Consider the following 21,745-nt stretch of genomic DNA (forward strand, 5'->3'; position numbering starts at 1 on the left):
ACCTCTCGGCCTCAGCGCGGCGCAAGCCCGCTGGGGCCGACGTGGTTCTCCAGCCACTCGTGCAGCGGGGCCGCCGCGTGCAGGAAGCCGGTGACCCGGCCGTACGCCTTCGCGGTGCCCAGCCAGGGCGCGGGCTCCCACCGCTGCCAGGCGATCAGGCCCTTGTGGCGCAGCAGCTCGATCCGCGGGTGGTCCTTCGGGTAGCCGCGCGGCGCCGTCTTCAGACTGTCCCGGCCGACCACCTCGGGCCCGGCCGCGCGCACCTGCGCCACCACCCGCTCCAGCTCGGCGCCCGGCAGGTCCTCGGCCACCGCGGTGCGGTAGGCCGCCAGCTGATCGGTGGCCAGGTGGTAGTAGCCCAGCCCGCAGGCCAGCCCCTCGGCGGACAGCTGCACGTACCCGCCGGACTCCAGCACCGCGCCGATGTGCGTCTTGTACGGGGACTTGTCGGCCGAGAACCGGACGTCCCGGTTCGGCCGGAAGATCTTCCCCGGGCCGAACTCGGGCTCCAGCCGGGCCAGCAGCGCCTCCATCGGGGCGCGCACCTGTTCCTCGTACTGGGCGCGGTGCGCCGTCCAGAACGTCCTGGAGTTGTCGGCCTCCAGGTGCTCGTAGAACTCCAGGGCCTCGGCCGGCCAGCCACGGAAATCGTTCACAGGGCCAGTATTCACGCCGCGGCGGCGCGGGCCGCGGGCTTTGCCTGCGCAAGGGGTGACGTTTCGTCAGCGGCAACAGTTCTCCAGTAGGGTCGGCGACCGCCGCGATCCTGTCGTTGTCTTTCGGGGGAAACCGATGCCGCTGCAGTCCATCGTCCTGTCCGGACACCTGTTCCTGGCCCGCGAACCGGCCGAGCTCGCCGGGCTGCTCGGCGCCTTCGCCGACGCGCCCACCCGGATACTGCTCGGCGCGGACGGGCTCACCACCACCCTGCTGTCGGCCTGGACCCGCGGGCCGGTGCGGGTCGGGTACGCCGACCACCGGCGGGTGACGGCCGTCGAGGCGCCCGCCGGGGCGGCGGCGCTGCTGCTGGCCGACGGCGGCGAGGAGCTGATCGTCCGCCGCTCGGTGCTCACCGCCGGTGACGGCGCCGAGGTCTCACGCAACGTGGTGGTCGCCCGGCCCGTGCTGTCCGCCGGCGCCGAGCAGTGCCTGACCGACACCGCCGCGCCGATCGGCGCCGCCCTGCAGGCCCGCGGAACCGGGTACCGGCGCACCGTGCTGGACGTCGGCGTGCGCGACTGGGACGGCGCGGACGCCGCGTACAAGACCTACCTGATGTGGCACGGGCCGAACCCGCTGGCCGCCGTCACCGAAACGTTCAACCCCGCCCTGGTGCCCGCCGCGACCGTCGCGCCCGGGGCCGCCCTGCTCGCCGTCGGAGGCCGCCGATGACCCGCCGCACCACCACCGTCGCGATCGTCGGTGCCGGGCCCGCCGGGCTGGTGCTCGCCCACGTGCTGCACCGGGCCGGGGTCGCCGTCACCGTCCACGAGCGCCTGTCCCGGGCCGCCGTCGAGAGCGCCGCCCGGGCCGGGGTGCTGGAGCACCGGGTGGTGGAGTACCTGCGCGCGCTGGGCCTCACCGACCGGCTGACCGCCGAGGGCGAGCGGCACGGCCGGTGCGAGATCACCTGCCTCGGCGAGAACGTGCTGGTCGACTACGGGGTGCTGTCCGGCGGCATCCGGCACTGGGTGTACCCGCAGCAGCTGCTGCTGCGCGACCTGATCGCCGCGTACCTGGAGGTCGGCGGCGCCATCGCCTTCGAGCGGCCGGTGGAGTCCGTCACGCTCGGTGCCGACGGCCGGCCCGTGCTGCACACCGCCGACGGCCCGCTGGGCGCCGAGTACGTGATCGGCTGCGAGGGCGCGCACGGCGTGGTCGCCGCCGCCTTCCCCGACGGCGCCGACGGGCCAGGGCGGCGCTACCCGTACGACTGGCTGACGGTGCTGGCCCGGATCTCCCGGCCGGTCGAGCAGATCCGTTACGCCGTGCACGCGGACGGGTTCGCCGGGATGATGCCGCGCACCGCCGACGTCGGGCGGTTCTACCTGGAGGTGCCCGCCGGGGAGGACCCGGCCGGCTGGGGCGAGCGGCGGATCCGTGCCGAACTCGCACGCCGGCTGGAGCTCGACGGCGAGGACCCCGCGCTCGGCGCGCTGCTGGAGACCGGCATGCTGCGGATGCGCGGCAAGGTCGCCCGCCGGATGCGGGCCGGGCGGCTGCTGCTGGCCGGGGACGCCGCGCACACCGTCACTCCGTCCGGCGCCAAGGGCCTCAACTCGGCGGTCGCGGACGTCGCCGATCTGGCGGGGGCGCTGCTCGCCGAGCTGAGCGGCGGCGAGCCGGACGGCGCCGGCCTGGCGGGGTACGAGCGGCGCCGGCTGGACGCCGCCTGGCAGACCCAGGAGTTCTCCGAGCAGCTGCTCGACCTGCTGCACCTGCCCGCCGGACTGCCGCCCGAGCAGCGCGAGTTCGCGCTGCGGCTGCGGCTGGAGCGGATCCGCCGGATCGCCGCCCCCGGGCCGGAGGGCGAGGCCTTCGCGCTGGCCTACGCGGGGGCGGGTGAGCTGCCGCTGCCCGCCATGTGGCCGTCGGCACAGGCCGGTGCCGTCGCCACCGGCGCTACCGGTCGGTAGCATGCGGGCATGAGCGCAGAGACCGCCACCACCGCCGCGCCGGACGCCCGCGTCGAGCGCCGCGCCAAGCGCATTGCCAAGCACCTGAGCAGCTTCGCCAAGCAGCACGGCGGCAGCGCCGACGGCGTCGTCGAGTACGTCGGCCGCACCGCCACCCGGATCGTCGTGGTCGGCGCGGACGGCACCTGGGGCGACCAGGTCGCGCCGACCTACGCCATCGGCCGCCGGGCCGCCGAACTCGCCGGGCTCACCCTGCACGAGGACTTCGAGGGCGAGCTGGGCCTGAAGGTGAAGACCGGCCCGTACGAGTGGAAGCGAATGGCGGGCATCCAGATCTGAGGGCCGTCACCCCGGGGCGGTGAGTTTGAGCAGGAGCGCGGACAGCTGTCCGCGCTCCTGTGCGTTCAGCGGGGCGAGCGCCTCGTCCAGCAGCGCCGGGACGGTGCGCTCGGCGGCGGTCAGCCGTTCGCGGCCCGCCGGGGTGAGGGTGACGGCGTAGGCGCGGCGGTCGGCACGGTCGCTCGGCCGCGAGCTGCGGGAGGCAGCAGCGAGGTGTCCCGCGAGCTGATCGAACAGTGCGTGGACCTGGCCACCCAGGCGCCCACCGGCCGCAACCGGCAGCGCCGGCACTTCCTCGTCGTCATCGAGGCGGAGCAGCGGCTGTGGCCCGGGCACCGTCCGGACCACCGCGCGGGGCCCGGTGGAGCGCGAACTCGGCGGGGTGCTCGGCGTCCCGCACGAGGAGGTGATGCCGGCCGCGTTCATCCCGCTCGCGCACACCGTCGGGGTCGACTTCGAGCCGGCCCGACGGATTCCGCGCGAGCAGGTCCGGCACTGGGACAGGTGGTGAGCCTCAGGCGACCAGTTCGGTCGACGGGGCGGCGGCCTGGGCCGGGATCCCGGCGCGGCTGCGCAGGGCCAGCGGGATGCGGAGCGCGGCGCCCAGGACCAGGGCCGAGCCCAGCATGTGCACGCCGACCATGATCTCCGGGGCGTCGGTGAAGTACTGGATGAAGCCCAGTACGCCCTGGATCATCAGCAGGGCGAACAGGTCGCGGACCCGGGCCCGGGCGGCCGGCGGGGCCTTCACGGCGGCGAACACCAGCAGCGCGGCCAGCGTCAGGCCGACCGAGAGGAACACCAGGTCGGCGTGGGCCTGGACGAGGCGGTCGTAGTCGATCGGGATGCGGTACACCGGCTTGCCGTCCTTGGACGAGGCCCCCGGGTGGTGGCCCGCGCCGGTGACCGCCGTGCCGGCCAGCACCAGCAGACCGATCACCGCCACCAGCACCTGGGCGAGGCGCCGGATCGGCTCCGCGACCAGGGCCCGCGGCGCACCGTCGCCCTCCCGGGTGCGCTCCCACATCACCACCGCGACCCAGACCAGGGCCAGCGCGGCCACCATGTGCGCCGCCACGATGTACGGGTTCAGGCCGGTCAGGACGGTGATGCCGCCCAGCACCGCGTTGCTCATCACCAGCCAGAACTGCGCCCAGCCGAGCTTGGTCAGCGAGCGCCGCCACGGCTTGGCGCAGCGGGCGGCCAGGATCGCCCAGCCGACCGCCGCGCACAGCACGTAGGTGAGCATCCGGTTGGTGAACTCGATGACGCCGTTGATGCCCATCTCGGGCGTCGGCGTCAGGCTCTCGGCGGTGCAGCGCGGCCACGTGGTGCAGCCGAGGCCGGAGGCGGTCAGCCGGACGGCGCCGCCGGTGACCACGATCACCACGCTCATCACCAGGGCGGCCATGGCCGCACGGCGGACGTGCTGCGCGCTCGGGTGCCAGCGCTCGGCGAGGAGGGAGAACGGGTTGGTCACCGGACCATCGTAGGCGGGCTTACACGGTGCTCCGGCGGCACGGGTGCGGCGACCGGCCTCGCGGGCGGCGCGCGGACAAAACGGACGGATCGAGCGCGTCGGCCCATTGGTCTTGACCACTTGGCGAGTGGCCGAAAGAGTGCGGCTTGGTCCAGACCTTTCACCGTTCGGGCTCAACTCCCCCTGCCCGCCTCCACCTGTGGAGTCCTGCACATGCGCGAGTCGCCGGGTCCGGGCGGCCCGGGCAGTGCGGCGCCGAGCCCGTCCGCGAGCCGCTCCGCTGCGGCGGGCGGGGGCAGCAGTGGCGGTGGCGGTGGCGGGCTGGCGTTCACCGGGGCGGAGGGCCTGGTGGCGCTGACCGTGGGCGGTGTCGCGGTGCTCGCCGCAGGTGGCGGGCTCGTCTGGGCGGCCCGTCGCAGGAAGGCCGGCGCCGCCTCCTGAGCGGCTGCCGTGGTGGCCCCCGGGGGGACGGGGGCTACTCCCAGCGGAAGAAGCGGGCGGCGGCGGCCAGGCCGAGCACCGACCAGACGCCCAGGACGCCGAGATCGGACCAGGGCATGCCGTGGCCGAGCTGGAGCACCGAGCGCAGGCCGTCGGAGAGCGCCGAGATCGGCAGCAGCTCCAGCACCGGGCGCACCGCGTCCGGGAACTTGGCGAGCGGCACCACCACGCCGCCGGCCAGCAGCAGCAGGATGAACACCAGGTTGGCGCCGGCCAGGGTGGCCTCCGCGCGCAGCGTGCCCGCCATCAGCAGGCCGAGGCCGGAGAACGCGGCGGTGCCGAGTACCAGCAGGAGCAGCACCGCCAGCGGGTTGCCGTGCGGCGACCAGCCGAGGGCCAGCGCGATGCCGGACAGCAGCAGCACCTGGAGCAGCTCGGTGACCAGCACGCAGCCGGTCTTCGCGGTGAGCAGCGCCCAGCGGGGCAGCGGGGTCGCGCCGAGGCGCTTGAGGACGCCGTAGCGGCGCTCGAAGCCGGTGGCGATGGCCTGGCCGGTGAAGGCGGTGGACATCACGGCGAGCGCCAGCAGGCCGGGGGCGAGGAAGTCGACGCGCTTGCCGGGGCCGTCCACGGCGACCACGTCCACGGCGGAGAACAGCACCAGCAGCAGGGTGGGGATGACCACGGTGAGCAGCAGCTGTTCGCCGTTGCGCAGCAGCATCCTGGTCTCCAGGGCGGTCTGCGCGAGCAGCATCCGGCCGACCGGGGCGGCGCCCGGGCGGGGGGTGAGGTCGGTGGCGGTCATCGCAGGTCCTGTCCGGTCAGGTCGAGGAAGACGTCTTCGAGGCTGCGGCGCTGCACCGCGAGCTTGTCGGGCATCACCCCGGCCTCGGCGCACCAGCCGGTGACGGCGGCCAGCAGGGCGGCGTCCAGGGTGGCCTCGACGCGGTAGGAGCCGGGGGTGGGCTCGGCGACGACGGCGGTGTCCGGGAGGACCTTGCGCAGGCCGGCCAAGTCCAGGGCGGGCGGGCCGTCGAAGCGCAGCTGGGCTTCGGAGCCGCGCAGTGCGTCGGGGGAGCCGTGGGCGATGACCTTGCCGCGGTCGACGATCGCGACCTCGTCGGCGAGCTGTTCGGCCTCGTCCATCTGGTGGGTGGTGAGGACGACGGTGACGCCGCAGGTGCGCAGTTCGGTGACCAAGTCCCAGGTGGCGCGGCGGGCCTGCGGGTCGAGGCCGGCGGTGGGCTCGTCCAGGAAGACCAGTTCGGGGCGGCCGACCACGGCCATGGCGAGGGCCAGGCGCTGCTGCTGGCCGCCGGAGAGCCGGCGGTAGGGGGTGCGGCCGCAGGAGTCCAGGCCGAGGCGCTCGGCGAGCGGGCCGACGGGCAGCGGGTTCGCGTAGAGCTTCGCGGTGTGGTGGAGCATTTCGAGGGCGCGCGCACCGGCGTACACGCCCCCGGACTGGAGCATCACGCCGATCCGCGGCTTGAGCTGCCCGGCCTGGGCGACCGGGTCCAGGCCGAGGACCCGGACGGTGCCGGCGTCGGGGCGGCGGTAGCCCTCGCAGGTCTCGATGGTGGTGGTCTTGCCCGCGCCGTTGGGGCCGAGCACCGCGGTGACGGTTCCGCGCGCGATGGCCAGGTCCAGGCCGTCCACGGCGGTCTTGTCGCCGTACCGCTTGACCAGTCCGGTCACCTCGACGGCGGGGTCTGCATGCATACCGGCGAGTGTAGGAGCAGTTCACGGCCCTCTTCAGGTAAGGCATGCCTTCCGTGATGGAGGCCACCGGTGAGACCGGGGTCACGGCTTGTTTCCCGCGGACGAATTACGCAACAATCGTGTTGTGAAAAAGATTCGCGAGCATGACGCTCAGCGGGAGCCCGAGGCTCCCGACTGCGCCGTGCCCGCGACCGCCGCGGAGGCGCTCGCCGCCGAGGGTCACCGGGCCACCCGGGACAGGGTCGCCCGTTCGATCCTCGACCACGGGCCGTCCTCGGCCGCCGACCTGGCCGGCCGCCTCGGCCTGACCACCGCCGCGGTGCGCCGCCACCTGGACGGCCTGACCGCCGCCGGGCTGGTCGAGTCCCGCGAGCAGCGGGTCTACGGCAGCCGCGGCCGGGGCCGTCCGGCCAAGGTGTTCGCCCTGACCGACGGCGGGCGGGACGCCTTCTACCAGGCCTACGACCAGCTCGCCGCGGACGCGCTGCGCTGGATCTCGGAGGCCGCCGGCGGCGGCGAGGCGGGCGAGCAGGCGGTCGCCGCCTTCGCCCGGGCCCGGCTCGCCAAGCAGGGCCGGAAGTACCAGGGTGAGGTCGAGCAGGCCGACGCCCCGCAGCGGGCCCAGGCACTCGCCCGGGCCTTGAGCGCCGACGGGTACGCTGCCACGGTGCGGCCGGTCCCGTCCGCCGCCGCGGCGCCTGCCGCCCCGGCCGGCGCCCAGCTCTGCCAGCACCACTGCCCGGTCGCGCACATCGCCGAGCAGTTCCCGCAGCTCTGCGAGGCGGAGACCGAGGTCTTCTCGCAGCTCCTCGGCACCCATGTGCAACGGCTGGCCACCATCGCCCACGGCGACGGGGTCTGCACCACGTATGTGCCGGCATCCGGTGCCGCACCGTCGTCCTCCGGGGCGCCCGGTGCCGTGCCGACTGCCGGTACCTCCCATCGAACGTCCGACGAAACCGGCTCCACCGCGCGGAGGAACCTCGCATGACTGACATCGCACACCCCGAGCTCGAAGGTCTCGGCACGTACGAGTACGGCTGGGCCGACTCGGACGCGGCCGGTGCCGCCGCCAAGCGCGGCCTGAGCGAAGAGGTCGTCCGCGACATCTCGGCGAAGAAGAACGAGGCCGAGTGGATGCTCAACCTTCGCCTCAAGGGCCTGAAGCTGTTCGGCAAGAAGCCGATGCCGACCTGGGGCTCCGACCTGTCGGGCATCGACTTCGACAACATCAAGTACTTCGTGCGCTCGACCGAGAAGCAGGCCGAGTCCTGGGAGGACCTGCCCGCCGACATCAAGGCCACCTACGACAAGCTGGGCATCCCGGAGGCGGAGAAGCAGCGCCTGGTCGCCGGTGTCGCCGCCCAGTACGAGTCCGAGGTCGTCTACCACCAGATCCGCGAGGACCTGGAGGAGCAGGGCGTCATCTTCCTGGACACCGACACCGCGCTGCGTGAGCACCCGGAGCTGTTCAAGGAGTACTTCGGCACCGTCATCCCGGTGGGCGACAACAAGTTCGCCTCGCTGAACACCGCGGTGTGGTCCGGCGGATCGTTCATCTACGTGCCGAAGGGCGTGCACGTGGACATCCCGCTGCAGGCCTACTTCCGGATCAACACCGAGAACATGGGCCAGTTCGAGCGGACGCTGATCATCGTCGACGAGGACGCCTACGTCCACTACGTCGAGGGCTGCACCGCGCCGATCTACTCCTCGGACTCGCTGCACTCCGCGGTGGTCGAGATCATCGTCAAGAAGGGCGGCCGCTGCCGCTACACGACCATCCAGAACTGGTCGAACAACGTCTACAACCTGGTCACCAAGCGCGCCGTGGCGTACGAGGGCGCGACCATGGAGTGGGTCGACGGCAACATCGGCTCCAAGGTCACCATGAAGTACCCGGCCGTCTACCTGATGGGCGAGCACGCCAAGGGCGAGACGCTGTCGATCGCCTTCGCGGGCGAGGGCCAGCACCAGGACGCCGGCGCGAAGATGGTCCACATGGCGCCGAACACCTCCTCGCACATCGTCTCCAAGTCGGTGGCGCGCGGCGGTGGCCGCACCTCCTACCGCGGTCTGATCGAGATCGGCGAGGGCTCGCACGGCGCCAAGTCGAACGTGCTGTGCGACGCGCTGCTGGTGGACACCGTCTCCCGCTCGGACACCTACCCGTACGTGGACGTCCGCGAGGACGACGTGTCGATGGGTCACGAGGCGACGGTCTCCAAGGTCTCCGAGGACCAGCTCTTCTACCTGATGAGCCGCGGCCTGACCGAGACCGAGGCGATGGCGATGATCGTCCGCGGCTTCGTCGAGCCGATCGCGCGCGAGCTGCCGATGGAGTACGCGCTGGAGCTGAACCGGCTGATCGAGCTGCAGATGGAGGGCGCGGTCGGCTGACGCGCCGTCAGCCCCCGCCCGTCCGTCGACCATTTCCGAAAGAGAGCAACACGAACAGCCATGGCTGAGCAGAACACCCCCGGCTCCACCACCGCCGGTTCGATCGAGGTGGGCACCGCCGGCGCCGGCGCGCAGCTCGCCGGCCCGGGCACCGGCCGCGAGAGCGTCCGGCAGCCGATCGACGCCCGCGTCGCCGTCAAGCCGTCCTACGACGTGAACGACTTCCCGGTGCCGACCGGCCGCGAGGAGGACTGGCGGTTCACCCCGATGCACCGCCTCGCCGGCCTGCACGACGGCACCGCGGTCGACGCGGTGCGCGGTGAGACCAAGATCGAGCTGGGCCTGCCGGAGGGTGTCACCTCCGAGCTGGTCGGCCGCGACGACGCCCGCGTCGGCAAGGCCGGCACCCCGGTGGACCGGATCGCCGCGCAGGCGTTCAGCGCCTTCGAGGAGGCCCTGGTGGTGACCGTCCCCAAGGAGACGGTGCTGACCGAGCCGGTCCGGATCGACGTGCACGGCGAGGGCGGGGTCCGCTTCGCCCACGTGGTGATCGAGGTCAAGCCGTTCGCCGAGGCCGTCGTGGTGCTGAACCACACCGGCACCGGCACCCGCGCCGCCAACGTGGACCTGCTGGTCGGCGACGGCGCGAAGCTGACCTTCGTCTCCGTCCAGGACTGGGACCGGGACGCGGTGCACGTCGCCCAGCACAACGCGCTGGTCGGCCGGGACGCCACCTACAAGTCCGTGGTGGTCACCTTCGGCGGCGATCTGGTGCGCCTGCACCCGCGGGTCTCCTACGCGGGCCCCGGCGGCGAGGCCGAGCTGTTCGGCCTGTACTTCGCCGACGCGGGCCAGCACCTGGAGCACCGCCTGATCATCGACCACGACACCCCGCACTGCCGCTCCAACGTCGCGTACAAGGGCGCGCTGCAGGGCCAGGACGCGCACGCGGTGTGGATCGGCGACGTGCTGATCCGCGCGGCCGCGATCGGCACCGACACCTACGAGCTCAACCGCAACCTGGTGCTCACCGACGGCGCCCGGGTCGACTCGGTCCCCAACCTGGAGATCGAGACCGGCGAGATCGTCGGCGCCGGTCACGCCTCCGCCACCGGCCGCTTCGACGACGAGCAGCTGTTCTACCTGCAGTCCCGCGGCATCCCGGCCGACGAGGCCCGCCGCCTGGTGGTGCGCGGCTTCTTCGCCGAGCTGGTCCAGCAGATCGGCGTCGCCGAGATCCAGGACCGCCTGATGGAGAAGATCGAGGCCGAGCTGGAAGAGACGGTGGCATGAGCGCCGGCTACGTGCGCGCCTGCGCGCTGAGCGTGCTGCAGGAGGACGTGCCCAAGAAGGTCGAGCTGAACGGCGTCCCGGTGGCGATCGTCCGCACCGACGAGGGCGTGTTCGCGATCAACGACATCTGCTCGCACGCCAACGTCTCGCTCTCCGAGGGCGAGGTCGAGGACTGCATGATCGAGTGCTGGTTGCACGGCTCCAGCTTCGACCTGCGCACCGGAAAGCCGTCCGGGCTGCCCGCGACCAGGCCGGTCGCCGTCTACCCCGTAAAGATCGAAGGGGACGATGTGCTCGTCTCCGTCAACCAGGAGAACTGAGTACCCCATGGCAACGCTTGAAATCCGCGACCTGCACGTCACCGTCGAGGCCGAGGGTGGTCCGCGGGAGATCCTCAAGGGCGTCGACCTGACGGTCAAGCAGGGCGAGACCCACGCGATCATGGGTCCGAACGGCTCCGGCAAGTCCACCCTGGCCTACTCGCTGGCCGGCCACCCCAAGTACACCGTCACCGGCGGCCAGGTGCTGCTGGACGGCGAGGACGTGCTGGCGATGGCGGTCGACGAGCGCGCCAAGGCCGGCCTGTTCCTGGCCATGCAGTACCCGGTCGAGGTCCCGGGCGTCTCGGTCTCCAACTTCCTGCGCACCGCCGCCACCGCCGTCCGCGGCGAGGCCCCCAAGCTGCGGCTGTGGGTCAAGGAGGTCAAGGAGGCGATGGCCGCCCTGCAGATGGACCCGGCGTTCGCCGAGCGCAACGTCAACGAGGGCTTCTCCGGCGGTGAGAAGAAGCGCCACGAGATCCTCCAGCTGGAGCTGCTCAAGCCGAAGGTCGCGATCCTCGACGAGACCGACTCCGGCCTGGACGTCGACGCGCTGCGGATCGTCTCCGAGGGCATCAACCGGGTCCGTTCGACCGGCGAGGTCGGCACCCTGCTGGTCACCCACTACACCCGCATCCTGCGCTACATCAAGCCCGACTACGTGCACGTCTTCGCGGGCGGCCGGATCGTCGAGTCCGGCGGTGCCGAGCTCGCCGACAAGCTGGAGGAAGAGGGCTACGAGAGCTACGTGAAGGGCGGCTCCGTGAGCGGAGCGAACTCGAAGGACGGTGCCGAGTGACCCACTCCCATCTGACCGGACTCCTGGACACCGACGCGATCCGCAAGGACTTCCCCGTCCTGTCGCGGGTGCTGCACGACGGCAGGCCCCTGGTGTACCTGGACAACGCGGCGACCTCGCAGAAGCCGCGCCAGGTGCTGGAGGCGCTGAACGCCTACTACGAGCAGCACAACTCCAACGTCCACCGCGGCGTGCACGTGCTCGCCGAGGAGGCGACCGCGCTGTACGAGGGCGCCCGGGACAAGGTCGCGGCGTTCATCAACGCGCCCAGCCGGAACGAGGTGATCTTCACCAAGAACGCCTCCGAGTCGCTCAACCTCGTTGCCAACATGCTGGGTTGGGCCGACGAGCCGTACCGGGTGGACGCCGACTCGGAGATCGTGATCACCGAGATGGAGCACCACTCCAACATCGTGCCGTGGCAGCTGCTCGCGCAGCGCACCGGCGCGAAGCTGAAGTGGTTCGGGCTGACCGACGAGGGCCGGCTCGACCTGTCCAACATCGACGAGCTGATCACCGAGAAGACGAAGATCGTCTCCGTCACGCTGGTGTCCAACCTGCTGGGCACCATCAACCCGGTGGAGACCATCGTCCGCAAGGCCCAGTCGGTCGGCGCGCTGGTCGCCGTCGATGCCTCGCAGGCAGCCCCGCACGCCGTCCTCGACGTGCAGGCGCTGGGGGCCGACTTCGTCGCCTTCACCGGCCACAAGATGCTGGCCCCGACCGGCATCGGCGTGCTGTGGGGCCGCCAGGAGCTGCTGGAGGACCTCCCGCCGTTCCTGGGCGGCGGCGAGATGATCGAGACCGTCACCATGGGGTCGTCCACCTACGCCCCCGCGCCGCACAAGTTCGAGGCCGGCACCCCGCCGATCGCCCAGGCCGTCGGCCTCGGCGCCGCCATCGACTACCTGTCGGCGATCGGCATGGAGCGCGTGGCCGCCCATGAGCACGCGATCACCGCGTACGCGATCGAGCGCCTCGCCGAGGTGCCCGACCTGCGGATCATCGGCCCGCGCACGGCCGTGGACCGCGGCGCGGCGATCTCCTTCACGCTCGGCGACATCCACCCGCACGACGTCGGTCAGGTGCTCGACGAGCAGGGCATCGCCGTCCGGGTCGGCCACCACTGCGCGCGGCCGGTCTGCCTGCGGTACGGAATTCCGGCGACCACCAGGGCGTCGTTCTATCTGTACTCCACGCCCGGTGAGGTGGACGCGCTGATCGACGGCCTCCACCACGTCCGCAACTTCTTCGGCTGAGGTGGTCGCATGAAGCTCGACTCGATGTACCAGGAGATCATCCTGGACCACTACCGCAACCCCCACGGCAAGGGGCTGCGGGACGGCGACGCCGAGGTGCACCACGTCAACCCGACGTGCGGCGACGAGATCACCCTGCGGGTGAAGCTCGACGGCGCGACCGTCGCGGACGTCTCCTACGAGTCGCAGGGCTGCTCGATCAGCCAGGCCTCCGCCTCCGTGCTCAACGACCTGGTGGTCGGCAAGACGGTCGGCGAGGCGCAGCAGGTCCAGGAGGCGTTCCTGGAGCTGATGCAGAGCAAGGGCCAGTCCGAGGGCGACGAGGAGATCCTGGAGGACGCCGTCGCCTTCGCCGGGGTCTCCAAGTACCCGGCCCGGGTCAAGTGCGCCCTGCTCGGCTGGATGGCCTGGAAGGACGCCACCGCCAAGGCGCTCGCCGGCCACCCCGAGATCACCACCGACTGACGCCCCGTTAGGACACTTGATTCATGAGCGAGAACGAGACCCCCGAGGCCGCCGCGGCCGAGGTCGCGGTGTCCGACAGCCCCGGTGCGTTCACCACCGCCGGGACCGTCTCCACCGAGGACCTCATGGAGGCCCTGATGGACGTCGTCGACCCCGAACTGGGCATCGACGTCGTCAACCTGGGCCTGATCTACGGCCTGCACATCGACGAGGACGACACCGCCACCGTCGACATGACCCTCACCTCCGCGGCCTGCCCCCTCACCGACGTGATCGAGGACCAGGCCCGCACCGCCACCGACGGCCTGGTCAAGGACCTGCGCATCAACTGGGTCTGGATGCCGCCGTGGGGCCCCGACAAGATCACGGACGAGGGTCGCGACCAGCTTCGCGCGCTCGGCTTCAACGTCTGATCCGCCAGTAGTACCGGCAGGGGCGGGACCTTCGGGTCCCGCCCTTGCCGCATGTCCGCAGGAGGCGGGGGCCGTTCGCATCGATGGGGTTCGAACTGGAATCCGTGACTTTCGCGGTGGGCGGCGGAGAGCCGGACCGGGCCGCGACGCAGCACTCTGACGCCCGGTGCCGAGCCCGGTGGCCGCGAGGTCAGTCCTTGCGGCGCAGGACGGCGGCGGCCAGGGCCAGCGAGGCGGTGGCGGCGAGGAGGGCGAAGCCGGTGACGGCGGTGAGCAGGCCGTAGGTGCGGGTGAGGGCGCCGACGGCGATGATCGGGGCGGAGGAGCCGAGGTAGACGATGACCCAGAGGGTGGAGAGTTCGCTGCCTCGGCGGGCCGGGTCCAGGGCGGCGACCGCGGTGGTGAACAGGGAGCGGAAGGCGATGCCCTGGGAGACGCCGGCCACCACGCTGCCGACGAAGAGCAGGGCGGGGGTGCCGGTGGCGGCGGCCACGGTGAGCAGGCCGAGGCCGACGGCGAGGCCGGTGAGGCCGGCGGCGACCACGACGCGGTCGGAGGTCGGCGGGACGAGCAGCTGGGCGGCTGCCGAGGAGCCGAGGAGGAGGGCCGCGACGGCGGCGCCCGCCATGCGGGAGTCGGTGTGCAGCAGGGTGCTGGAGAACGCCGGGGCGAGCGCCAGGTAGACGCCGAAGACCGCGTAGGAGACGAAGCCCGCGCCGGAGGCGAGCAGGAACTCGCGGCGTCCCGAGCGGGGCAGCCGCAGGCGCTGCGGGCGCAGGTGGGCGGGGGTGGTGATGCGCGGCGGGGAGGCCGGCGGGCGGACCGAGCCGGGCATCCGCGGGTGCACCAGGGCGAGGGGTACGCACAGGGCGAGCAGCGCGACGGCGTGGGCCAGGAACAGGCCGGGCAGCGGGTTCGCGCCCGAGGCCATGGCCGCGCCGACCAGCGGGCCGAGCGCGACGCCGCCGGCCGAGCAGGCCAGGGTGAGTTTGGCGGCCAGGGTCGGCCGGTCGGGCAGCAGGTCGCCGAGGGCGGCGCCCGCCGCGCCCGTGGACAGGCCGACCGCCATGCCCTGGACGGCGCGTCCGGCGGCCAGCTGCCAGAACGAGCCGGCGCTGGCGAAGACCACGTCGCCGACGGCGGACAGCGCCACCGCGGGCAGGATCATGGCGCGTCGCCCCAGGTGGTCCGACCAGTGGCCGACCGCGGCCAGCACCGGGACCAGGGCGAACACGTAGACCGTGAAGAGGATCGTGGTGTCGAGCGGGGTCAGGCCGAGCCGCTGCTGGAGCGCGGGGTAGAGCGGCGTGACCAGGTTGGCGCCGATCAGCATCAACAGCAGTCCGGCGGCCACCAGGCCGACGCGGATGCCGCGCAGCGCGTTCCAGCGGCTGATCGCGGCGAGCTGGAGCTGCCCCCGAGGGGCGAGTTCCAGTGGAAGCAGGGCCTCCGACAGTCGGCGTCCGGCGTACTGAGCGGTGCTCAGGCCGGCGCCGGCGGGGGAGAGGTCCGCCATGGCAGGGGTCTCCTGTGGCCGGGCGCCGCCGGGCACGGCCAGGCCGGGGAGTGGTGGCATGGTCCAGTGGCCCGGTCGGTGCGGGTGTGCACGTGGTTCTGGGGGTTCGGAGCCTCGTCGCTCCGGGGGCGCACGCGCGGGGGTGTGCGCGACGCCCACCGAAGGATACGTGCACCGGGCACTCGTTCGGCCCTACCACCCCACTCGTTCGGGCGGACCCCCGGGCGGCTCATGCGTCCGGTGATCGCGGCCGATACGCTGGGTTGACGGGCCGACACACCGGCCCGCGCCGCCGATGCCCCGGCGTCCGCCCCTTTGTCGGACCGCCCACCGGGCGGCGGTACCCTCCGACGAGCAGCGGGAGTTCGCGCGCGATGGCCGGACGAAGCCGTAAGACCCCTGAGCAGCAGCCGTCCGACGTCGAGGCCCTGCTGCCCGCCGACTACGACCTCGCGGACCTGTACGGCTCGCAGAGCGGCGACGAGGACCCCGACGACACCGCGGTGCTGATCCCGCCGATCGTGCTGCCCGAGGACCGTGAACTCGCCGACGCGGCGCTCGCCGTCCCGCTGATCGCCCGGGTGGTCGCGCTGGCCCGCTGGGTCGACCCGCACCGGGACGTCGACGAGCACGGCGACCTCGGCCCCGAGGACCGGATCCGGGCGGCCCGGATGCTCGGCTTCGAGGACCCGGACGAGGAGGACGTGGTCGAGGCGATGCGCGCCTGGGCGCTGGCCTGCGACCTCGGCGTGGTGGAGACCGGCACCACCGAGGGCGGCACCCACATCGCCGTCCCCGGCCCCGACCTGCCCGCCGTCGAGGCCGGCGAGCCGGCGGCCGTGCTCGGCCTGTGGTTCGAGGCCGCCGAGCTGGTCCGCGAACTCGCCGCCGAGGCCGAGTCGGTGGACCCGGAGGTGGTCGAGGGCGACAAGAGCGCCGCCTCCGAGGACACGGCGGCCCTGGCCGAGGTGGAGGACGCCCGGGACCAGGCCGCCGAGATCCTCGACGAGGCGCTGCACGTGCTGTACGAGTCCACCGCGTTCGCCGAGCCCGGCGCGGACACCACCGTCCCGCTGGGTGTGCTGGCCGCGCTTCTGGTCGTTCCCGAGGGCGAGGAACCCGACGAGGAGATGCTCGGCGAGATCACCGACCTGATGGTCATCCTCGACCCGATGCTCGGCGACCTCGCCGAACTCGGCCTGGTCGAGCACACCCCGATCGACCCCGAACTGTTCGAGGAGGAGGAAGAACAGGACGCCGCCGCCGCGGCCACCGAGCCCGAGCAGCCGCTGACCGACGAGGACGCCGCCCGCTTCGGCACCGTCCGGCTCACCCCGCTCGGCCAGTACGCGGTGCGCGAGTGGCTGATCGCCGACGGCTTCGAGGCCCCGCTGATCGGCGACCTCGCCGAGCTCGACGGCCCCGCCCTGCTGCGCGCCCTCGCCGAGAACGGCGCCACCTTTGCCGAGCCCGAGCTCAAGGCCTGGCTGGCCGCCCGGGAGAACCCCGTCGAGGCCGCCCGCGCGCTGCTGGCCGGCGGCCGGGGCCGCGACGTGCAGTCGCCGGTGCGCCGCTACTACTGCGGGATCGCGCTCGGCGAGCTCGGCGAGGACGCCGTTCCCGCCGTTCGGGAGGTCGTCGACGACCCCGAGCTCGGCGGCCTGGCCCGCGAGTGGCTGCGCGCCCGCGGCGTGGACGTCGAGGCCGCCGAACGCCCCGCCGCGCTGTGGCGGGTGGTCGACTCGGTGGCCGCCGTGCTGCTGCTCACCGCCGGCGAGGGCGGCCGCCTGCAGGCGCTGGTCGCCGACCTGCCGGTCACCGACAACCCGGCCAGCTACTTCGGCGAGGTGTGGCGGGTGCCGCACCCGTTGACGGTCGAGGTGCTGGAGGTCGTCGGCGCGCTCCACCTGGACCGCAAGGTCGCCAAGGAGGCGCGGCGGGCCGCGATCAAGGCCCGTTCGCTGCGAGCGCAGCGCTGACCGGCAACCCGGGCGTGTTCCCGCCGCGTCCTCCTGTCGGAAGACCGCCGTTGAGCTGATGGATCGACAGGTTCCCCGGGCCGTATGGTGGGGCCGTGCCGGGCCCGCCCGGCGGGGAACGGTGTGGCGAGTGCCGGGGGTGCGGCGAGAGATGAAGAGGCAGCACGCGAGCGGGCCGTGGGAGATCGAGGAGGTCTACGCGGACCAGGAGGCGTACAGCCGGCGGCTGCTGGCCGGGGCCGGGTTCCCGGTGTTCGGCTGGGAGCACCGCGCGGGCGGCCTGCCCGGGCGGGACGTCCTCGCCGAGTACCAGGTCGACAACGGCGAACTCGGCTGGGTGGAGGTCCGCTCCGGCGACTGGAACCGTGCCGACGGCCCGTACGTGACCGTCCGCACCTACCGGCCCGGCGCGGAACTCACCGAACCGCTGCCCGACCTGGAGGACGTGGTCGAGGACGAGCGCGACCGGGTGTACGAGCAACTCGGCATCGACGAGGGCGACACCCCCGGCGGCGTGCGGGCGCTGCGCGAGTGGATCACCGTGGACGGCGACCCGCGCGCCCTGCAGATCCACGAGGACCGCCGCCCCGGCGCCGGCACCGTCTGGGCCGGCCGGCTGTGGATGGACGGCACCACCGTCACCGTCACCGGACGCGGCGTGCCGCCCGGCGCGATCGAACTGCGCGGGATCGCCGACTTCGAGCAGTACATCATCGGCCGCACCGCGCTGCTGCGGACGCTGGCCGCCCGCCGGCCCGCCCCGACCGAGCCGGCACCCGAGCCGACCCCCGGCGAACTCGGGCTGAGCGCCCACCGCGAACTGGCCGAGCACGCCATCGCCCGGGCCACCGTGCTGCTCGCCCAGCTGCGGGCCGGCCGCTCCGCCCGGCTGCCCCGGCACCTGCGCGGCGAGGACCGCAAGGCCCGCTGGGAGACCGTGGTGCACCAGCAGAGGTGGCTCGCCTCGGAGACCGAGGAGGAGGCCGACCGCGCCGTCACCTCGATGGTCAACCACCTCGGCCGGCTCGCCCACCACGTGGACTGGCTGAGCGGCACCCCGGAGGGCGGCGCGGCCGTCGAGGAGGTGGTGCGGTACACCGTGTTCGCCAGCGAGGTGCCGAGCCTGCCCGCGCAGCGCGCCTGGGAACGGCTGTGGGTGGGAGGCACGCCCGAGCTGCCGTCCGGCACGGAGGACGCCTGGCTGACCGCCTGGGAGCAGTGGCGGATCGAGCGTACGCAGCACCGGAACCGGTGGTAAAGGCCCGGTCATCGGGTTGTTCTCGGTTGGTAAAACGGTTGGTGGATCGGTGCTTTGACGCAGCATCGGGTTCACGTCCGGTTCACGCCCGGGCCGGACTCTGACGGTCACCGATCCGTCCCCTCCCCCTCAGGAGTGACCGTCATGTCGCTGTCCCGCCGGGACTTCGTGAACCGTTCGACCGTGCTCGGCGCGGGTGTCCTGATCGCCGGCAGCGCCGAGGTGCTCGCCACCGCGCCCGGGGCGATCGCCGCCCCCTCCGGCGGCGAGGCCGCCCTCGCCGGGGGCGGGCACGGCGCGGTCGGCTACGGCGCGCTGGTGTCCGACCCGCAGGGCATCCTGGCGCTGCCGAAGGGCTTCTCGTACGAGATCATCACCCGGACCGGCGTCACCACCCTGGTGACCGGCGAGAGCACCCCCAGCAACCACGACGGCACCGCCGCGTTCGAGGGCCGCCACGGGGCGACCCTGCTGGTCAACAACCACGAACTGGCCGGCCCGCGCGCCAAGTGGCCGCACCCCGTGCCGCTGCTGGACGGCCACGTGTACGACCCGGCGGCGGCCGGTGGCTGCACGGTCGTCGAGGTGTCGGGGCACGGGCACGGGAGCGGCCAGGGGAACGGCCACGGCCGGCGGCGGGTGCGGGAGTGGGTCGGCATCGCCGGCACCGCCACCAACTGCGCCGGTGGAGCCACCCCCTGGGGCACCTGGCTGACCTGCGAGGAGACCGAGGACAAGGCCGGCACCAACGGCTTCACCAAGGACCACGGCTACGTCTTCGAGGTGGACCCGCACGACCAGGACGCCAACCGGAACCCGCAGCCGATCAAGGCCTTCGGCCGGTTCGCGCACGAGGCCGTCGTCATCGACGAGAAGCGCGGCCACGCCTACCTGACCGAGGACGCGGCCAAGCCCAACGGCCTCTTCTACCGCTGGACCCCGCCGGCCGGCTTCCGGCACGGCAAGGGCAAGCTGCGCACGCTGGCCGCAGACGCGGGTGTGCTGGAGGCGCTGAAGGCGTTCGACGCCCAGGGCAGGCTGGTCGACGACCTGTCCCGGGCCACCAAGCCCGGCACCACGTACGGCGCGGACTGGGTCAAGGTCGCGGACCGGGACGCCCGCACCACCTCGATCCGCAAGCAGTTCAAGGACGGGGAGGTCACCCGGGCCCGCAAGCTCGAAGGCATGTGGTGGGGGGACGGCGGCATCTACTTCGTGTCGTCGTTCGCCCGTGAGGAGTCGCCGCTGCAGCACGACGGGCAGGTGTGGTTCTACCACCCGGCCCGGCGGACGCTGACGCTGAAGGTGATCCTCGGGGTCAACGCGGAGGTGTGGACCGACCAGGGGAACTTCGACGGTCCCGACAACATCACGGTGTCGCCGCACGGCGGGTTGATCATCGCGGAGGACGGCAACGGGCTGCAGCACCTGTTCGGGGCGACGACGGACGGGCGGACGTACGCGCTGGCGCGGAACGAGCTGAACATCGGGACGGCGGAGAAGCCGGAGTTCAGCGAGTTCACGGGCGTGACGTTCTCGCGGGACGGGCGGACGCTGTTCGCGAACATCCAGGAGCCGGGGATCATGCTGGCGATCACTGGGCCGTGGCACCGCATGTGACGTGACTGGTGGGTCCGCCCGGGGAGGGTGTTGCTCTCCTGCGGGCGGATCCTGCCGTTTGTGGGGTCGCTCGCGCCTGACGGGCGCCGAGTTCGAGCGGGAACTAGTTGTCGGTGAGCCTCAACTGGAGCATGGCCAGGAGGCGTTGTTGGGGTTGGGCCAGGTCCAGGCCCGTCAACTGTTCGGCGCGGCGGACTCGGTATCTGAGGGTGTTGGGGTGGATGTGGAGGGCGTCCGCCGCGGTGCGGACTTCGCCGAGGGCGTCGAGGTAGGCGAGGACGGACTCGGCGAGGCGGGTGTGGTGGCGGGCGTCGTAGGCGGTGAGGGCGGTGAGGCGGGGGTCGCGGAGTTCGGGGCGGTCCTGGAGGAGGGCGAGGACTTCGGAGACCAGGACCTCGGCCTGGACGTCGTGCAGGGCGGCGACATCGGGGACGACGCCGCCGCGACCCATGGCGTCGAGGATGCGGTCGGCCTGGGCGCGGGAGGCGGGGACGTCGGCGAGGCCGGGGACGGTGGGGCCGATGGCGGCGCGCAGCGGGATGGCGAGGTGGGTGCGGGCGGCGTCGACGGTTTCCTGCGCCCAGTCGCGGAGGGTGGACTGCGGCAGGGCGGGCGGGAGTTCGGGCAGCAGGACGTAGATGCGGGAGTCGACGGGGGCGAGCAGGGCGCCGCGGTGGCGGGCGGCGGTGTGGACGGAGATCAGGCCGGTGACTTCGTCGCGGGAGAGTTCGACGTCGCGTTCGGTGGTGGCGGCCGGGGCGTAGGCGAGGACGGTGGCCGGGCGGCGCAGGTCGAGGCCGAGGTGGGTGGCGAGCGACTGGGGGCCGGTGGAGCCTTCGAGCAGGCCGGTGAGCAGGGTCTGGGTGAGCCGGGCGTCGGCGGACAACTCGCGTCGGCGGCGCATCAGTTGGCCGGCGGCGACGCGGGCGGCGCCGACCAGGGCGCGGTCGGCGGTCGGGGCGAGCGGGCGGGTGCTCTCCTGGACCCAGATGGTGCCGAGCGGTTGGGCGCCGGAGCGGATCGCGATGGCGAGGCGGCGGCGGATGCCGAGTTCGGGGTGGGCGGCGATCTCGATCGCGCCGTCGGAGCCGCGCAGGTGGGAGAAGACGCCCCATTCGCGGAGCTTGGCGAGATACGGCTCGGGCCCCTGGCGGCCGAGGATGGACAGCCGGCGCAGGTCGTCGACCTCGTCGGAGTCGGAGGTGCGGGAGTAGGCGAGGACCCGGCTGGAGGTGTCCTCGATGGAGACGATGCCGCCGGTGAGGACGGCCACGGTCTGGGCGAGGGTGAACAGGTCGCCGGTGTCGGCCTCGCCCGGCGCGCCGCTGTCGGGTCCGGTGAGCAGGGTGCGGGCGAGCGAGTCGAGGTGTTCCCAGCGGGTTTCGCGGCGGACCGACAGCAGGGCGACGCCGGCTTCGGTGGCGGCCTCGCGAAGGGCGTCGGCCTGGCCGGGCCCGTCGAGTTTGACGGCGACGGCGGCGGCCCGGGCGCGGCCGGCGGCACGCAGGGCGGGGAGGGCGGCGCGGCCGCGGGCGCCGATGGCCAGGACGAGTTCGCCCGGGGCGGCGGTCGGCGGGTCCTCCGGGTCGAGGATGGCGACGTCGCGGACCGGGACGTCCAGGCCGGCCGGCGCGGCCTGGAGTTCGACCAGGGGTTCGCCGAGCGACATCAACAGCTGGCGCAGCGGCAGGCCGTTCATGTGCGGGTCCTCGTCGGGTTTCGTCGGGTTCTCTTCGGGTCCCCGGCGGGTTTTCGTCGGGGCCCTGTCGGGTCTTCGTCGGGGCGGACAACATCCCGGGGCCGAGTTT

Annotated in this window: 23 protein-coding genes; 16 read left to right on the forward strand and 7 right to left on the reverse strand. The window is 73.0% G+C overall.

Annotated features, from left to right (window positions below; genetic code table 11):
• Window positions 1–11 precede the first annotated feature (11 nt).
• Window positions 12–656: a DUF2461 domain-containing protein gene (locus ACZ6R9_RS22490; RefSeq protein ID WP_465539887.1), complete on the reverse strand. Its 645-nt coding sequence runs from the start codon at window positions 654–656 to the stop codon at window positions 12–14.
• Window positions 657–792: 136 nt separating this feature from the next.
• On the opposite strand from ACZ6R9_RS22490, the gene ACZ6R9_RS22495 reads away from it, so the two are divergent.
• From ACZ6R9_RS22495 to ACZ6R9_RS22505, 3 genes are read left to right on the forward strand one after another with little or no spacing between them, the layout of a single operon-like run.
• Window positions 793–1,392, forward strand: a complete 600-nt coding sequence (locus ACZ6R9_RS22495; RefSeq protein ID WP_380485456.1) for a chorismate pyruvate-lyase family protein — start codon at window positions 793–795, stop codon at window positions 1,390–1,392.
• A complete protein-coding gene (locus ACZ6R9_RS22500; RefSeq protein ID WP_465539889.1) occupies window positions 1,389–2,636 on the forward strand; it encodes an FAD-dependent monooxygenase in 1,248 nt (415 codons plus the stop codon). Before ACZ6R9_RS22495 ends, ACZ6R9_RS22500 begins: the two co-directional genes overlap by 4 nt.
• Before the next feature lie 9 nt (window positions 2,637–2,645).
• Window positions 2,646–2,975, forward strand: coding sequence for a hypothetical protein (locus ACZ6R9_RS22505; protein WP_380485452.1), 330 nt, complete (start codon window positions 2,646–2,648; stop codon window positions 2,973–2,975).
• Window positions 2,976–2,981: 6 nt separating this feature from the next.
• On the opposite strand, the gene ACZ6R9_RS22510 is transcribed toward ACZ6R9_RS22505, so the two are convergent.
• Entirely contained in the window at window positions 2,982–3,311 is a 330-nt protein-coding gene (locus ACZ6R9_RS22510; protein WP_465539891.1) for a hypothetical protein, read from the reverse strand.
• 25 nt (window positions 3,312–3,336) lie between these two features.
• Here ACZ6R9_RS22510 and ACZ6R9_RS22515 point away from each other — a divergent pair, with 25 nt between their 5' ends.
• Window positions 3,337–3,486, forward strand: a complete 150-nt coding sequence (locus ACZ6R9_RS22515) for a hypothetical protein (protein WP_380485448.1) — start codon at window positions 3,337–3,339, stop codon at window positions 3,484–3,486.
• 3 nt (window positions 3,487–3,489) lie between these two features.
• Here the strand turns inward: ACZ6R9_RS22515 and ACZ6R9_RS22520 are convergent, their stop codons facing one another.
• The gene (locus ACZ6R9_RS22520) at window positions 3,490–4,455 is read right to left on the reverse strand and encodes a COX15/CtaA family protein (protein ID WP_380485446.1); all 966 of its coding nucleotides are present in this window, start codon (window positions 4,453–4,455) and stop codon (window positions 3,490–3,492) included.
• Window positions 4,456–4,668: 213 nt separating this feature from the next.
• On the opposite strand from ACZ6R9_RS22520, the gene ACZ6R9_RS22525 reads away from it, so the two are divergent.
• Window positions 4,669–4,896: an LPXTG cell wall anchor domain-containing protein gene (locus ACZ6R9_RS22525; protein ID WP_465539895.1), complete on the forward strand. Its 228-nt coding sequence runs from the start codon at window positions 4,669–4,671 to the stop codon at window positions 4,894–4,896.
• Window positions 4,897–4,930: 34 nt separating this feature from the next.
• On the opposite strand, the gene ACZ6R9_RS22530 is transcribed toward ACZ6R9_RS22525, so the two are convergent.
• Both ACZ6R9_RS22530 and ACZ6R9_RS22535 read right to left on the reverse strand, forming a co-directional pair.
• Window positions 4,931–5,701, reverse strand: a complete 771-nt coding sequence (locus tag ACZ6R9_RS22530) for an ABC transporter permease (RefSeq protein ID WP_465539897.1) — start codon at window positions 5,699–5,701, stop codon at window positions 4,931–4,933.
• Complete coding sequence (locus tag ACZ6R9_RS22535) at window positions 5,698–6,615, reverse strand: ABC transporter ATP-binding protein (protein ID WP_465539899.1); 918 nt, start codon at window positions 6,613–6,615, stop codon at window positions 5,698–5,700. The genes ACZ6R9_RS22530 and ACZ6R9_RS22535 overlap by 4 nt, the downstream gene beginning before the upstream one ends.
• A gap of 124 nt (window positions 6,616–6,739) precedes the next feature.
• Between ACZ6R9_RS22535 and ACZ6R9_RS22540 the strand changes: the two genes are divergently transcribed.
• From ACZ6R9_RS22540 to ACZ6R9_RS22575, 8 genes are all read left to right on the forward strand, one after another.
• Complete coding sequence (locus ACZ6R9_RS22540) at window positions 6,740–7,606, forward strand: helix-turn-helix transcriptional regulator (protein WP_380485438.1); 867 nt, start codon at window positions 6,740–6,742, stop codon at window positions 7,604–7,606.
• Complete coding sequence (gene sufB, locus ACZ6R9_RS22545; protein WP_380485436.1) at window positions 7,603–9,015, forward strand: Fe-S cluster assembly protein SufB; 1,413 nt, start codon at window positions 7,603–7,605, stop codon at window positions 9,013–9,015. The genes ACZ6R9_RS22540 and sufB overlap by 4 nt, the downstream gene beginning before the upstream one ends.
• Window positions 9,016–9,075: 60 nt before the next feature.
• Entirely contained in the window at window positions 9,076–10,308 is a 1,233-nt protein-coding gene (sufD, locus tag ACZ6R9_RS22550) for a Fe-S cluster assembly protein SufD (RefSeq protein WP_380485434.1), read from the forward strand.
• Entirely contained in the window at window positions 10,305–10,628 is a 324-nt protein-coding gene (locus tag ACZ6R9_RS22555) for a non-heme iron oxygenase ferredoxin subunit (RefSeq protein WP_035867074.1), read from the forward strand. The genes sufD and ACZ6R9_RS22555 overlap by 4 nt, the downstream gene beginning before the upstream one ends.
• A gap of 7 nt (window positions 10,629–10,635) precedes the next feature.
• Entirely contained in the window at window positions 10,636–11,427 is a 792-nt protein-coding gene (gene sufC, locus ACZ6R9_RS22560; RefSeq protein ID WP_380485432.1) for a Fe-S cluster assembly ATPase SufC, read from the forward strand.
• Window positions 11,424–12,686 (forward strand): cysteine desulfurase, encoded by a 1,263-nt coding sequence (locus ACZ6R9_RS22565; protein WP_380485430.1) that lies wholly within the window; start codon window positions 11,424–11,426, stop codon window positions 12,684–12,686. The genes sufC and ACZ6R9_RS22565 overlap by 4 nt, the downstream gene beginning before the upstream one ends.
• Window positions 12,687–12,695: 9 nt before the next feature.
• Window positions 12,696–13,151 (forward strand): Fe-S cluster assembly sulfur transfer protein SufU, encoded by a 456-nt coding sequence (sufU, locus tag ACZ6R9_RS22570; protein ID WP_380485428.1) that lies wholly within the window; start codon window positions 12,696–12,698, stop codon window positions 13,149–13,151.
• A gap of 125 nt (window positions 13,152–13,276) precedes the next feature.
• Window positions 13,277–13,564, forward strand: a complete 288-nt coding sequence (locus ACZ6R9_RS22575; protein WP_051055973.1) for a metal-sulfur cluster assembly factor — start codon at window positions 13,277–13,279, stop codon at window positions 13,562–13,564.
• Window positions 13,565–13,754: 190 nt separating this feature from the next.
• Here the strand turns inward: ACZ6R9_RS22575 and ACZ6R9_RS22580 are convergent, their stop codons facing one another.
• Window positions 13,755–15,080: an MFS transporter gene (locus tag ACZ6R9_RS22580; protein ID WP_465539904.1), complete on the reverse strand. Its 1,326-nt coding sequence runs from the start codon at window positions 15,078–15,080 to the stop codon at window positions 13,755–13,757.
• Window positions 15,081–15,454: 374 nt separating this feature from the next.
• On the opposite strand from ACZ6R9_RS22580, the gene ACZ6R9_RS22585 reads away from it, so the two are divergent.
• From ACZ6R9_RS22585 to ACZ6R9_RS22595, 3 genes are all read left to right on the forward strand, one after another.
• Window positions 15,455–17,059, forward strand: a complete 1,605-nt coding sequence (locus ACZ6R9_RS22585; protein WP_380485424.1) for a hypothetical protein — start codon at window positions 15,455–15,457, stop codon at window positions 17,057–17,059.
• Between the two features lie 151 nt (window positions 17,060–17,210).
• On the forward strand, window positions 17,211–18,317 hold the full coding sequence (locus tag ACZ6R9_RS22590; RefSeq protein WP_465539906.1) for a hypothetical protein: 1,107 nt from the start codon (window positions 17,211–17,213) through the stop codon (window positions 18,315–18,317).
• A 144-nt stretch (window positions 18,318–18,461) separates the two neighbouring features.
• Complete coding sequence (locus ACZ6R9_RS22595; protein ID WP_465539907.1) at window positions 18,462–19,937, forward strand: alkaline phosphatase PhoX; 1,476 nt, start codon at window positions 18,462–18,464, stop codon at window positions 19,935–19,937.
• Between the two features lie 103 nt (window positions 19,938–20,040).
• On the opposite strand, the gene ACZ6R9_RS22600 is transcribed toward ACZ6R9_RS22595, so the two are convergent.
• On the reverse strand, window positions 20,041–21,636 hold the full coding sequence (locus ACZ6R9_RS22600; RefSeq protein ID WP_380485418.1) for a PucR family transcriptional regulator: 1,596 nt from the start codon (window positions 21,634–21,636) through the stop codon (window positions 20,041–20,043).
• Window positions 21,637–21,745: the final 109 nt, after the last annotated feature.

This window comes from Kitasatospora sp. NPDC048662 (assembly GCF_055587065.1).